Source organism: Echinicola sp. 20G, from assembly GCF_015533855.1.
GTDB lineage: Bacteria > Bacteroidota > Bacteroidia > Cytophagales > Cyclobacteriaceae > Echinicola.
Window position 1 is genome coordinate 1228900 of record NZ_AP024154.1, and the last position, 14043, is coordinate 1242942.

Genomic DNA, 14043 nt, shown 5'->3' on the forward strand with positions numbered 1-14043 from the left:
AATCTTAAGGATTAGAAACGGATACTTGATAAATCAAATATCAAAGGTTATTTTGAAGGAATTATTTTCTGTCACATTAACCTAAACCCTTCTAATCATGTCTACAAAGAATGACTCCCATTTTTCCAGAAGAAAGTTCATGGGAGCCTCCCTTTTGAGTGCCACAGGCCTCAGCTTATGGCCCCATCTCAATTTTGCCAAATCTAAGGATCAGCTTAGCACATTACCTGCATCCAGTAAGGTCAGGCTTGGCTTTATCGGTATGGGTCGTCAATCTTACGGCATCATGAAGGGAATGATGTCCATTCCCCAAGTGGAAATCATCGCAGGGTGTGATGTATATGGGATAAAAAGAGAACGCTTCCAACATGCAGTAGGCGAACATTATGGTAAAAACCCAATTGAAATTCCGGTTTATGAGAAATACCAAGATTTGCTTTCCAGAGAAGATATAGATGCAGTGGTCATAGCCACCCCGGATTTTTGGCACGCGCTGATTGCCATTGATGCTTGCCGCGCCAAGAAAGATGTTTACTTGGAAAAACCTTTGACCTTTACCATCAAAGAAGGACAAGCGCTGGTCAAAGCGGTTAGAGACAACGGCACCGTATTGGCAGTAGGAAGCCAACAGCGCTCAGAAACCAATTTCCAGTATGCTGTTCGCTTGGTCCAAAAAGGACACATTGGGAAAATCAAAAAGGTTATGGTCAATGTGGGCCAACCGGAATCTCCAAAACCATATGATCTCCCCAAAGAAACCGTTCCGGCAGATTTAAATTGGAAACTCTGGCTTGGACCAATCAAGCCTGTACATTATAACCATGAATTAGACCCGCCTATTTCGATCAATCCAGCCAAAAACGAAGATCTCTGGGGAGCATGGAGGTGGTACGAAGAAACTGGTGGAGGCTTGATGACTGACTGGGGAGCCCACATGTTTGACATTGCCCAATGGGGAATCAGCATGGACCGAAATGGACCAGTGGAGGTTATCCCAGCAATGGGAAACAGCCCATTGACCTTCAAATATGAAAATGGTATAGTGATGACCACGGAGCCATTTGATGGAGATACCCGTGGAATAAAATTCATAGGAGAAAAAGGCTGGATCCAAGTTTCAAGAGGTGGTTTCAAAGCTTCTGATCCTAATCTGGTAGTCCCTGAAGATGAAGAAAGGCTCATTCAAGCCCCTCCCCATTATATTGACTTTATTGAAAGTGTTATCAGAAGAAAGGACCCAATTGCCACTGTAGAAATCGGGCACAGTACCTGTACCGTTTGTAGTTTGGGTAACATTGCCAATAAACTTCAGCGTACACTCAAATGGGACCCTATCCAGCAAGTATTTATTGGGGACGAGGAAGCTATGGGCATGCTCCATTACAATTATGAAAATGGCTATGAACTCAAAACATAAAAAAACAATAATCCTTCTATCATGGGTGATCCTCTGCGGGCTTTTTGCCTGTGGAGGAAAGTCTGGTGATGATAAGAATAAAGACATCCCCAAGCCTGAACCCAACACTCAAGAAAAAGCCTTTTTCACCCCAAACCCGCAAGCACTTTCAGAACAAAAAGTTGGTCAGCTTTCTATTGGCGACTCTGCTCCCTATTTTAACCTTCCAGGTGTCGATGGACAATACCATTCCTTGGAGGAATACCAAGATGCCCAAGTACTGGTCATCAATTTTACCTGCAACCACTGCCCAACAGCTCAGGCTTATGAAGACCGTTTTATACAAGCTGTCAAAGATTATCAGGATAAAGGGGTAGCTTTTGTGGCCATCTCCTCCAATTCACCGATAGGAATTTTACCAGAAGAACTCGGATACACTGACTTGAGCGATACATACCCCGAGATGATCGTCAGGGCGCAGGACAAGGCCTATAATTTCCCCTACCTTTATGATGGCGACAAGCATGAGTTTTCATTGGCTTATGGTCCTACCGCCACTCCTCATGTATTTGTATTTGACCAAAACAGAAAACTAACCTATTCCGGCAGAATCGATGATTCCGAAAAGCCTGGAACCGGTCAAGCGGAGGACTTAAGGTTGGCTATTGAAAGCACCTTAAATAATCAGCCTTTGCCGGATCAGCAAGCTATCCTACCTTCTTTTGGCTGCTCCATCAAGTGGGCCTGGAAAAACCAATATGGAGAAAAGGTCAATGCAGCCTGGAAAGAAAAACCTGTAACCCTGAACAAAATAGACCTTAGTGAGCTAGAGAACCTGTTGAAAAATGACAGTGATGAATTACTGCTTCTTAACTTTTGGGCTACATGGTGTGGACCTTGCATCGTTGAATATCCAGAATTTATCGAAATCCAACGCATGTACGGTGACCGGAATTTCCACTTTGTCTCCATCAGTTTAGACGATCCCAACGCAGCAGAAAAAGTGCTTAAATTTCTCAAAAAGAAGTACTCTGCGGTCAATAACTACCTGGTTAATACAGAAGACAAATATGAAATTATTGACTTGGTCAAGAATGACTGGGATGGAAGCCTTCCTCTCACCTTGCTTATAGAGTCGGGAGGAAAAGTAGCCTATAAAGTACCAGGAAGCATTGACCCATTAAAACTCAAAAAAGCCATAGTCAACCACCCACTGATGGGGCGATATTATTAGGATTTTTTGCAGAAAAGTAAGTTTTTCATAAAGACAAGGACAGATTTTCAAATTTTTGTTTTGAAAAAGTAAATATTTATTTTTGCACCTTACCAATTGTTGAAATTGGTAAGAATATTCCGCTTTCACGAAACTAAACCATTCTACATGCACCATGACCGCAGCGCTCAGTATTTTCATTGCTATGCCACCGCCAATGATAAGAGACTTTACCTGAAGGACATACAAAACCTGATCAGGATAAGAAATACCCCTCATGGTGTTGATAAGGTGATTCTTTTGATTGCTATCAGTAAGGTGAAGAGCTTAACGGTTTTTGATAAGCTTTTTATCAGGACCATCCGTAAATTGTTCGATCAACATCCCAATATTGAACTACGAAGCATCTATTTCAAAGAGAATATTGGTCGGGATTTCAGTTCTTACGCCACCTTGCACCGAAGGGTAAAATCCATGGCCAACAATGAAGATTATATTTTTTTCCAGAATAGAAGTGGCATTGGTCCTTATAAAAAAAGCTGGTTGGCATCATTTGCCCACCAGTTCAACAGATTTGATAACATAGCCATCTGTGGCAGCACCATCAACTTCAAAGACCACCATGGCAGGAGTCAAGATAATTTACCGCACGTGCAAACTTACGCTTTTCTCACAAAGCCTAAATTTCTCAACATGTTTGGTGATGCTTTCCCAGCAGAAAGTGAATCAGAAAGACTCAAAATTATCCTGAATGGAGAAATAGGCTTGAGTCGGTTCTTTTTGGAACAAGGACTTCGGATTACCTGTATGGAGTGGAAAGACAAACCTGTAAGCTCACATTGCCAACCTATCTGTGAAGATGATGTCAAAATCCGAGTGAAGGCAGATCATGCTTTTTATCACCGTAAATACTTCCGCAGAAATAAGAAGCCAAAAGTTAAAAATCCTATTCTTCACCCAACCAGTCAATATTTGAAAACCATGTTGAGTAATTGATGATAAAGAAAAAGGCCGATAAAATCGGCCTTTCTTATTACTTATTGGATAAATCCTTTTCTTCTAAGGATTGTTTCTACAAACTTCCTTTCATTTTCCGTATTGAAAATTTTAAAAGGCAGATGAATGAACTGTGCCTTGGACATGGTCAATACAAAAGCATCTTTGGTCATCTCCGCTCTCTTGATCATGGACCAGTTAATAGGCATCCCCTGCTTGGTATTGATCTTCATTAGAATCTGACGGCTATCGATCTCATAGGCCAGCTTATCAAACATGATTTTGTTTTGTTCCATCTGGCTTACCCCTGCAAACTGGATCACCCAAAAAAGGATATAAAGTAAATAAGCTACGATGGCCATGCTGATCCACCACCATGATGGGATCCAAAAATATCCACAGCCAATGGCCACGGCAATCAAAATTACCCACCACTGTTCTTTGAGGACATTCGTCAAGCCCATTTTCACATATGTACCCGTTTCGAGTTTATATTTTTTGGTTTTTACAATCATGACAATAGTTTTTCGAACGGCAAATATCTAACGATATGAGTTATTTAACAAATCAATTGGGAAATAGCCTTGATTTTTTTCCCATTTCGAAAAATAGCTACATCCTGAATTTCACCTTATTGACTTCTAACAATATTTCTTGTAAATTATCATAAACTAAAAAACTATTATGAGCAGCCTCGTCATCGATATGATATTATGCGGAATAGCCTATGTGCTGCTCATCTATTTTATCGCCACGATGAACAAGCCCCCTTTCAACCGCGATAAAAACAACAATGGCGATGATGGTGATGGAGGCATAGAAGACACTACTCCTCCAAAAATTGATTTGCCGCCTGGTGTGATCTGGCCGAGTGATGGGCCTAAAAGCAAAAAACCTACCTCCCCGATGGAGGTTTAGCTACATTTATCACAAATCCCCAATACCAACAGACTTTTCTCTTTGACCACAAAGCCTTCAGGCAATTCGATCTCAGGTAGTGCTATTTCAGCAATGCACTGTGTTTCTCCACACACATCACATTTGAAATGTACATGTTCATGGTCATGATGATCCTCTGAAGCATCGTGGTGACATAGGGCGTATTTGGTAACTCCTGTATCATCCAGTACCTTATGAATAAGGTCACTATCCAAAAAAGTTTTTAATGTTCGATAAATGGTAACCCTATCAAAATTCTCCTTTAAAGCCTCTTCTAAATCGGAATGGGATAAAGCTATATTTTTGTTCAAGAAGGTTTTCAATACATCCCTTCGGCAACTGGTGACGCGAAGCTGATGGTCTTTTAATATTTCTGCAGTTTTTAAAGACATATACGCTTTGGCTATTTAAGGATGAACATTGTGAATGGTAAAATACGGTAATTTATGGAATTTTTCCTACCTGTAAAACCATGCCTAATACTAAGGCAATTGATAACACCCTGTAAACCAAAAAAGAAGGAGAAATCGTTCCCCTTCTTTTCTAATCATGATGCTGTCAATTTCAAATTACCTTTGATATTACTTTGGATCCAGGATTAGATCTATCCTTACCAAAAGGTCTTCCAAGTGCAATTTGGAAATCTTATCTGAAGTTCTTGGAATAGCTGATTTTATTTGCTTTTGAAGTGTCTTTAATTCCCCTCTTGCTATAGGCCTAATGTCCGATTGTGATGCATTGATGGTTTTTCCTCTTCCACTGGCATCAGCTGTAAGTAGGTTTTCCATTTTCTCCACATAGGCACGCTGTAAACTTCTTCTGTAGACATCAATCGCTTTTCCAGCAGGAAGCTCTGTCCAAATGCCTTTTCTTAAGTCATCGAACAGCTCTAACATGGAGTAGGCTTCTTCACCGTTCAAGGCTGAGTTCTCTATCACACGAGCCAACCTTCCCCAGTCCAACAAACCGTTAAGGGCATTTACCTGCAAACTTCTTATCCTATCCGTATATCCGAAATCCTCTGTTCTGGCAACAATTTCATCATCAATAAGCCAATCAGGCGTATCGAACAATTGCTCATTCAAGAAGGCTACCGCTGCTTTTTGAGTGGCTTTGTCCACATGGGTATAAACTACCTCATCCTGACCTGCTGAACGATACACTTCATATACGCCCCCTACATTGGTACGAACATGTCCCATATATCGGTTGAACTGGGTCACAACTTGACCATACATCTCTTCCAAATCATCGTAATTTTTGAACGGCTGATCTTCTTCCAATGACCACTCACGCAGTTTCGGCATGATGCGTTTCAAGTTCTTAATACCATATTCGGAGGCTTTCATGGAATTATCTCCCAAATCCTCACTTTGGGTACTTGGGTCATAACTATTTCCCTGACGACCATAACGGTATACAGGATTTCCTTGCTTCTCCAAAATCCATTCATCCAAAATAGGTTGCTCTTCCTCTGGGGTCTTAGCATCTAGAATCGGCGTATATCCCCAAGCAATTGCATATTTATCATAAGGCCCTACATTTGGAAAAAGGTTGACACCTTTGTCCTCTGGCTGGGCAATATAATTGAAGCGTGCGTAGTCCATGATGGATGGAGCCGTGCCATATTTCTTGGTAAACTCAGGACTTCTCAATGAATCCACAGGATAAGCATGTGAAGAAGCAAAGTTATGCGGCAAGCCCAAGGTATGACCTACCTCGTGAGCAGCGACAAACCTCACCAATCTTCCCATTACCTCATCTTTAAATTTCACACCTTGTGCATCAGGATTGACTGCAGCAGTCTGAACAAAATACCAGTTTCTTAAAAGGTTCATCACATTATGAAACCAACCGATATCTGATTCGATGATCTCTCCGGATCGTGGATCAGATACGTGAGGGCCATAAGCATTTTGTATATCCGAAGCGAAATATCGAATCACAGAATAGCGGGCGTCTTCTGGGCTCCACTCAGGATCTTCTTCTGGAGTTGGTGCATATTTGGCTTGAATGGCATTTTTGAAACCTGCCTGTTCAAATGCTACATTCCAATCTTCCACTCCAGCCTTGATAAAAGGCGCCCATTTTTTTGGCGTGGCCGGGTCTATATAATAAACAATAGGCTTTTTAGGTTCTACCAATTCTCCAGCCTTGAACTTATCCACATCTTCTTCTTTCACCTCAAGTCTCCACCTGTCCAGATATGTTCTTCTGGTCGCCTTTTGCTCGTCCAAACCATAATCTACCACTGAAGTAGAGAACCACCCTACGCGTTGGTCCCTGAGCCTTTGCATCATAGGAACCTCAGGTAGCAACACCATAGAACTGTTCATTTCCACCGTGATGGAACCCATGCTTGAATTTGATGGCGGCTCGGAAGCCTCATAGGTCATCACATACCTGTTTTCTATGTTGATGGGATATGGCGTGATCCGATCAATATAAGAACGGTCACTGCTCAATCGAGAGACCTTGTATTGCTTTCTATTGTTACTGGATAGCCCAATGGTCTTTACATCTGTGGAGAAAAGGTCTGTAACATCAATCACTGATCCCTTCTCATCTTTTGACTTTGCTTTGATGTCAAACTTAAAAATGATGGGTTCCAGGTTGGAGTTCTTGACTGCATTATAAATTGGCAATGAGTCAGCAGCTGTATTGCTGTAGGAAACCTTCTTAAGGAATATATCATCACCTCTTTTATCCCATCTCACCATTTGAGTGTTTTCACGCTCACCACCATAACCGAGACCATCTGCTGTCTTTGCTATGGTCGTCACCAAAAGCATCTCACGGCCTAAAAGACTATCAGGTATTTCATAGTAATACTTGTTGTCAATCTGATGAACCGAAAATAGACCTGCCTTACTCTTGGCCTTTGAGGTGATTATTTCTGCATATGGTTTTATGCCATTTTTGTTTTCCTTAGGCTTGGCTACCTCAGTTTCTTCATTCTTTTTGTCTTTTTTCTTTTTGCGCTGTGCTAATGCATCATGCCCTGACAGTAATGTGCCCAATACCATGGCACCTATCAACATGCTTTTCCAGCACTTTCCGGTAAAAATTTTCATATAGTTAAAGGTTAGATTTTAACTATAAATAAACATTAGTTTGGTGAAAAGAGATACACAACAACGATGTTTTTTATGAATGGTCAATTTATGCCATTTCAGTACATAATTTGGTTGGCGTCCAACCCTGACCAATGACTAACTAACGAGCTGCTTGGCTGATCATTAACCAAAAGGCTATCTAAAATTCAAATTATCCACTAAAACATCTTATTTCTTTTTCAAAGTTTCACTTTATTGCATTAAATTAAGAAAATGTGAATTTTATTATTCCAATGGCAAGTTATTTGTGATCCATTGCACTTTCAATTAATTTAAATTTTCAACTAATCACTTTATATTTTATGGAAATCAATGCAGAAACTCTACAGTCCTTTTATGATCAAGGTGTTGAGCTCTTATGGGACATCATCCCAAGTTTACTCTATGCGATCCTTATCTACATTGTTGGTAAAATTATTATTAACAAAGTAGTAGGAACTATCAAAAAAATCATCACCAATAAGGCCTCTGACCCTTCTCTTACAAACTTTCTTGTTTCTTTAGCAAGTGCACTCCTTTATATTTTATTATTCTTGACGATTGCCTACGTCGTAGGTATTCCAGTCACCTCATTCGTTGCGATTCTGGGTGCTGCAGGTTTGGCCATTGGTCTGGCGTTACAAGGCTCCCTGTCCAATTTTGCTGGCGGGGTGTTGATATTACTATTCAAACCCTTCAAGGTTGATGATGTGATCGAGGCTCAAGGGCATTTGGGAGTGGTAGAGTCCATCGACATTCTCTATACCAAGATGCATACCTTTGACAATAAGGACATTGTTATTCCCAATGGTGCTTTGGCCAATTCTGATATTATCAACATGTCCAATAAGCCAACCAGAAGAACAGAATTTAATGTGGGAGTAGCCTATGGAACCGATCTGAAGAAAACCAAACAGATCATGCAGGATGTATTTGCCAAAGACGAAAGAATCCATAGAGACCCAGAGCCGGTGGTTTTCTTTACGAGCTTCGGCGATAGCTCTTTGGATTTGGTCGCCAGGGTTTGGACTGATGCCGCTAACTTATGGCCTGTGTACTTTGACAATATGGAAGCCTTGAAAGAGGCCTTTGAAGCTAATGATATTGAAATCCCTTTCCCCCAGAGAGATGTAAACCATTTCTATCCAGAAGGGAAAAAGGAGGATTAATCCTCACGATTCAAAAAGAAAGGATGATTGCTCAATCATCCTTTCTTTTTTCCTTTTTATTTTTGTTGGAGGCACAGCCTATATTTTTGCTCAGATCAAGATCATCAGGCAGCCCACCAAAACCTTCCTCCACATCCCATTCTTCTGCAATTTCTTCCTTAAGCTCCTTTATAGATTTCTTCTGCTTTTTCATACTAACTCTAACGGATCAAGTTAGATAGAAGTTGAAGCGCTTTATTGCCCTACTAAAAAGATGGCATTGCTCATGATCAGTTTACCATTCTCCCAGAAACTCCTGAACAATGGATTATCTACCATATAAATGACTTCACCGCTACCACGGTTTTCAACACCAAATACGATTGACTCTTCCATTCTCTGCTTCACTTTATAGCCAATAAAACCAGTGCGGTATTGCTCGGTACTTCTAATAGTCCCTGCATTTACACCATTATTGAGATATCCATATCGCTTAGAATTATTTTTGAGGGTATAGTATTTACCAGAAGTCCCAAACCCTAAGGCATAAGTACTGTCCATTTCCACTTCAAACACAGCTCCTAATGCATTTTCTGAAATTGACATTCGTTCTCTTTCTTGGTAAGGAGCTATCAAACTTTCAGTATCATCTTCCAAATCAAGAGATCCTTCTTCAGGCATATCCTCTTCATGTGTATAAGTAGATAAATTATAACCTTCTTTATTCACAAACATGTCCAAAGCCCCTTCTATGGCGATCAGCTTGCCCCCATCCTTTACCCAATTATCAACTTTTTCCTTCTCCTCATCCTTCCAAGTATACCGGCCGCTAGGCATTAGGATCACATCATATCTCGAAAGATCTAATCGAGATACTTCTTTGGCATCCAAAACACTAATTGGATAGGCCAGTTCCTGTTCGAAAAAGTGCCAAACCTCTCCAAAATTCAAAGATGAGGTTCCCTCACCACTAAGCACGGCCACCGAAGGGGCCATGATGGTCCTCACATATGAAGAGCCAAAATCTTTGCCCTTATCCACAAAGCCTGTCTTGGCTTTGCCCAATTCAAGCTGAAAGTTGTTGGCCAGGCCTACTACCCTTTCATGAAAATGATCCAAATACTCATTTCCTCCTCGAGTAATGATCAGGCTTCCTGCTGGATAGGATTGTCCTCCTACATCAAATGCATATTCAGCATACCTTACACGAATACCCTCTTGTAAAAGAGCCGCAAGAAATGCCGCATGCTTGACATCATTCCAAGGTGCGATATAGGCCAAAACAGCGTTATCCACATTATTTTCTTCAAAACCGGGCTGTGGATAAGGTTGATTCCCAGCCAGCTTTTCTTCCAAGGCATAAGCTTCTAAACCATAAGCATAGGGCAAAGCCCAACTCGTAATATCATATGTCAAACTATCTTGCAAATACGGTGAAGGTTCAAAGAGCACTTGTGTCAATACCGATTTTGACTGAGCTGTACTGATGATAATATCTTCTTTTGATAAACCAAAAGATACTTCCCTCCCATTCTGGTAGCTAAAACCTTCGAATTTTCCGCTTCTTCCGCTCTGTTGATAACTGATCCTGTTTTTATCCAATAAAGCCAATAAACCGGCGATCCGAGCTGGAGGGTTGTCCCCTTTGATCACAAAACTCTTGTACTTCCCTCTAGGATTTTCACGATTGTTCTTAAAATAGGCTGTATACTCTGACAACAGCCTATCAGCATTTTTGGCGGTAATTTCGATGGCGGACATGGCCGTAGTATGATGGTGACTGATCCGATCCTCTAAGGTCAACGTATCACCTTCAGCAGTATGCACACCAATCCCTGCTGCACCTGACCCTCCCTGCTCAATGGTCATCCCAATGGCACCATTGTAAAGGGGATAAGTATCTCCATAACTAGGATACAAAAGATCAAATACTTCTTTGGTAAAATAAAACCAGTTGTTCTCATCAAAATACTGGGCGGTGTTTCTGCCAAATGTATCTTGAAACTCTAATTGATAATCACTCAATTGTTCATGCAAAGGGACTGCCGCCGGAGCAAAATAATAGGGGCTGTTGATACCTTGTTCATGAAAATCCAAGTGAATCTGTGGCATCCAATCTTGGTACAAAACCATCCTTTGTTGGGATTCTACTTGAGTCTGCCAAGCCCAATCTCTGTTGAGATCAAATAGATAATGATTGGCCCTTCCTCCTGGCCAAGGCTCCTGATGCTCGATGGATTGAAGATCCGGCTGGAGCTGGATGTTCATCTTTTGGTTGTACCACGTGGCATAGCGATCCCTACCATCAGGGTTGATACAAGGGTCGATTACCACCAGGTTTTTCTCCAACCAGCCTTTGTTTTCAGTTTTTGCTGGATCTACCAAAGACCAAAGGGTCTTCATCGTAGCTTCCGAGGAGACGGCCTCATTGCCGTGGACATTATAACTCAACCAGGTTATGGGGATATTGGTCTCTGGACTTCCTTCTTCAAAACCTGCCCGACGTAAGTTATCCACACGAATTTGTTCCAACCGATTGATGTTATTCTGTGCTGACACAAATACCACCAACAAGGGTCTCATTTCATTTGTATGGCCATAATATTGTAATACCACATTACTGTTATTAGCGGCTACGTGCTCAAAGTAATCCACAATCCGGTAATGTGGAGTAAATCGCTCTCCCAACTTATATCCTAAAAAAACCTCAGGACTTTTGGTCTGGGCATGTAGGCAAAAGCTTAAAGAAACAAAAAAGAGGATCGTAAAGGCTTTTTGTAGCATTGTAAAGTCATTCAAATTAGCTATTCGTTTTCACAAATTAAATTCTTTAACCAAGCTGCACAACTTATCCCATATGTATTTATTTTCCCTAACTTAGACAGAGTAAGCATTTTGATAGCCTGAACGGATTCCCAATATGAAAAACATTGCCATCATTGGCGGAGGAGCCAATGGCATCTCCACCTTTATCGAACTTTTTATTCAAATCGTTACCGCTAAACTCCAGAACAAGGTTAGCATAACCCTCATAGAAAAAGATGAAAAATTGGGCTACGGTCTTGCCTTTGGCACTCCCCAACCTGGACATATCCTAAATACTCAAGCCAATCTGATGGGCATCTTTGCCAATGAACCTGCACACTTTGCAGATTGGCTCAAAATCAATGGCGAAAAACATCGTGCTGACATCAAAGTGGATCACGACATGGATAATGCCTATACCACCAGAATGCTTTATGGAGATTATATCGCGGAACAAGCCAACACTTATCTCAAAAGGGCCAAAAAACACCACTTATCGGTAAAAGTTATCCACAGTGAAGCCATTGATATCATAAAGGAAAAAAATGAATATGAACTTACTTTTGCCGACCAAACAAGTCTAAAAGCCAATTATATTGTATTGGCCCTTGGCACTCCCAAACCCAGCACCTTTAAATCATTGATTCAATTCCCCGCTTACCTTGACTTCCCTTGGCCAACATCCAGGATCAAAGAAAAAATCCCTAGCAACTCACATGTAGGTGTACTAGGAACCAGCCTTAGTGCCATTGATTGCGTGATGACCCTGTTGGATAATGGCCATAAAGGCAAGATCAGTCTTTTTTCACCCGATGGAAGCCTGCCCAGAGCGCAACCAATAGAACAAGGTGAATACGAAAGAAAACATTTGACTCTTGAAAATATCCACAAGATCAAAAGAAAAAGCCTTTCCAAGCCCCAGGTAAAAACCTTGATCAGGCTATTTATGAAAGAGGTAGAACATTATGAAGGCCAACCTGTGGATTGGAAAAGCCTTGATAGGACTGATAAATCACCCAAAGACCTACTCGAATGGGACATAGCTTGTGCTGAAAAAGGGGGAGATGCTTTGATGAATGTAGCCTACTCCCTAAGATATGACAGCTCCACCATTTGGAGCTGGATGGATACAGACCAAAAAGTACTTTTCAAAAAGTGGGTAGGTGGCCAATGGGCAATCAACCGACATCCAACCCCGCTTCATAATGCCAAAAAGCTCCTTAGGCTTTTTCAAAAAGGTCAACTGAATGTCCATTCCATGAAAAGCCCTGATGCAGTCACACCCGTTGGAAGTGGATTTAGCATCATGACTGACAAGGAAGAAGTCATTGAACCAGCATTTTTGATCAATGCCACAGGTAGTTCTTCCGCTTTGGAAAATATGGATGGGGCGCTCATTCAAAACCTACTCCAAAGAGAATACCTGAGTCCTTACGCAGTAGGAGGGGCGCTGATCAATGAAAGAACGATGCAGGTAATATCACCCAATGGAGGAGATGGAATCTATGCTGTCGGCCATCTAGCCAATGGTTTGTTGATGGATGTCAATGCTGTTTGGTACAATGTCCGTACCATAGGGACATTGGTCAAGGACTTGGTCTTTAGGTTGCAGGAAAAAGGGGCATAAACTTAAGGGTTTAACTGCAACTTTAACCTATCCTCTCCAAGGCTTTTGCAGCATAATCTTGATACCAAGCTATTGGACATTCACCTTTAAATTTTTCCAAATGCTGTTTTTTGAGGGAGACATTATCTCTCGTATCCTTTCCAATCCTTTGTAATTTGTGGTTCCACTCTTTATTGAGACCATCCATCTCTTTTATAGCAGTGAGTGGGTCACTTAGTTCTATTGAAAAGCCCAGTCCAAGGCTAACTTCTTGTATATATTTCAAGTACCTATCATCAAATTGTCCTTTGGTAGCAACCAGTATTTGCCAGTATTCCCTCATCAAATCCAAAAGGTGAAATAGATTATCTCCTTTCCTTTTATTCATCAAGGCAGTTTCCAACCACTCTAATGCCTTTTGAGTATTTCCAACCAATCCATTACACCTAATCAACTGCGAAGAAATATTATGATACAAAAATTCATAATCCTCATAAGCCAAGCGACTAATTGCTTGCTCATAATAGTGAACTGCTTCCCAATATTTACCAGCCTCCCAACTAAAAAAGCCATATTCCTGGTTTGTCCTGATAAAAAATACATCAGGATCCATTTGATCTTTGATACTTCTAAAATACGCATCTAGGACTTTGAATTTCTTTTCCCAGTGTCCTTTTGGTATCTCAACAAATAATTTCATTACCAGCTCTTTGGGCATAAAATCTTTCCGAAGCTGTTCTAAATCCATAGTTTAAAAGTTTATGTGATCAATTTATTAATAAAGGTAGCTACAAAGAACTTCATATAAAAAAACCTGATAAACGGAAGTCTATCAGGTTTTGGTT

The 14043-nt window shown here is 40.9% G+C and carries 12 protein-coding genes; 6 read left to right on the forward strand and 6 right to left on the reverse strand.

What is annotated here, in order from left to right; genetic code table 11:
* Positions 1–97: 97 nt before the first annotated feature.
* The 3 genes from JL001_RS05375 (at position 98) to JL001_RS05385 (ending at position 3605) form a co-directional block, all read left to right on the forward strand.
* The gene (locus tag JL001_RS05375; RefSeq protein ID WP_200975120.1) at positions 98–1417 is read left to right on the forward strand and encodes a Gfo/Idh/MocA family protein; all 1320 of its coding nucleotides are present in this window, start codon (positions 98–100) and stop codon (positions 1415–1417) included.
* Positions 1401–2630, forward strand: coding sequence for a redoxin domain-containing protein (locus JL001_RS05380; protein WP_236252722.1), 1230 nt, complete (start codon positions 1401–1403; stop codon positions 2628–2630). Before JL001_RS05375 ends, JL001_RS05380 begins: the two co-directional genes overlap by 17 nt.
* Before the next feature lie 147 nt (positions 2631–2777).
* The gene (locus tag JL001_RS05385) at positions 2778–3605 is read left to right on the forward strand and encodes a hypothetical protein (RefSeq protein WP_200975122.1); all 828 of its coding nucleotides are present in this window, start codon (positions 2778–2780) and stop codon (positions 3603–3605) included.
* A gap of 41 nt (positions 3606–3646) precedes the next feature.
* Here JL001_RS05385 and JL001_RS05390 read toward each other — a convergent pair whose 3' ends face one another.
* Positions 3647–4120, reverse strand: a complete 474-nt coding sequence (locus tag JL001_RS05390; RefSeq protein WP_192009645.1) for a YcxB family protein — start codon at positions 4118–4120, stop codon at positions 3647–3649.
* 169 nt (positions 4121–4289) lie between these two features.
* Between JL001_RS05390 and JL001_RS05395 the strand changes: the two genes are divergently transcribed.
* On the forward strand, positions 4290–4523 hold the full coding sequence (locus JL001_RS05395; RefSeq protein ID WP_200975123.1) for a hypothetical protein: 234 nt from the start codon (positions 4290–4292) through the stop codon (positions 4521–4523).
* Here JL001_RS05395 and JL001_RS05400 read toward each other — a convergent pair.
* Both JL001_RS05400 and JL001_RS05405 read right to left on the reverse strand, forming a co-directional pair.
* Positions 4520–4936: a Fur family transcriptional regulator gene (locus JL001_RS05400; RefSeq protein ID WP_200975124.1), complete on the reverse strand. Its 417-nt coding sequence runs from the start codon at positions 4934–4936 to the stop codon at positions 4520–4522. The genes JL001_RS05395 and JL001_RS05400 overlap by 4 nt on opposite strands.
* Before the next feature lie 189 nt (positions 4937–5125).
* Positions 5126–7618: a zinc-dependent metalloprotease gene (locus JL001_RS05405; protein WP_200975125.1), complete on the reverse strand. Its 2493-nt coding sequence runs from the start codon at positions 7616–7618 to the stop codon at positions 5126–5128.
* A 344-nt stretch (positions 7619–7962) separates the two neighbouring features.
* On the opposite strand from JL001_RS05405, the gene JL001_RS05410 reads away from it, so the two are divergent.
* On the forward strand, positions 7963–8808 hold the full coding sequence (locus JL001_RS05410; RefSeq protein ID WP_200975126.1) for a mechanosensitive ion channel family protein: 846 nt from the start codon (positions 7963–7965) through the stop codon (positions 8806–8808).
* 31 nt (positions 8809–8839) lie between these two features.
* On the opposite strand, the gene JL001_RS05415 is transcribed toward JL001_RS05410, so the two are convergent.
* Positions 8840–9001, reverse strand: a complete 162-nt coding sequence (locus tag JL001_RS05415) for a hypothetical protein (protein WP_200975127.1) — start codon at positions 8999–9001, stop codon at positions 8840–8842.
* 41 nt (positions 9002–9042) lie between these two features.
* Positions 9043–11571 carry a M14 family metallopeptidase gene (locus tag JL001_RS05420; RefSeq protein WP_200975128.1) on the reverse strand — a complete coding sequence of 843 codons (2529 nt, stop codon included), beginning with the start codon at positions 11569–11571 and terminating at the stop codon, positions 9043–9045.
* Positions 11572–11707: 136 nt separating this feature from the next.
* Here JL001_RS05420 and JL001_RS05425 point away from each other — a divergent pair, with 136 nt between their 5' ends.
* Positions 11708–13219, forward strand: a complete 1512-nt coding sequence (locus JL001_RS05425) for an FAD/NAD(P)-binding protein (RefSeq protein ID WP_200975129.1) — start codon at positions 11708–11710, stop codon at positions 13217–13219.
* Between the two features lie 22 nt (positions 13220–13241).
* Here JL001_RS05425 and JL001_RS05430 read toward each other — a convergent pair whose 3' ends face one another.
* Entirely contained in the window at positions 13242–13946 is a 705-nt protein-coding gene (locus JL001_RS05430; RefSeq protein WP_200975130.1) for a hypothetical protein, read from the reverse strand.
* Between the last annotated feature and the right edge of the window lie 97 nt (positions 13947–14043).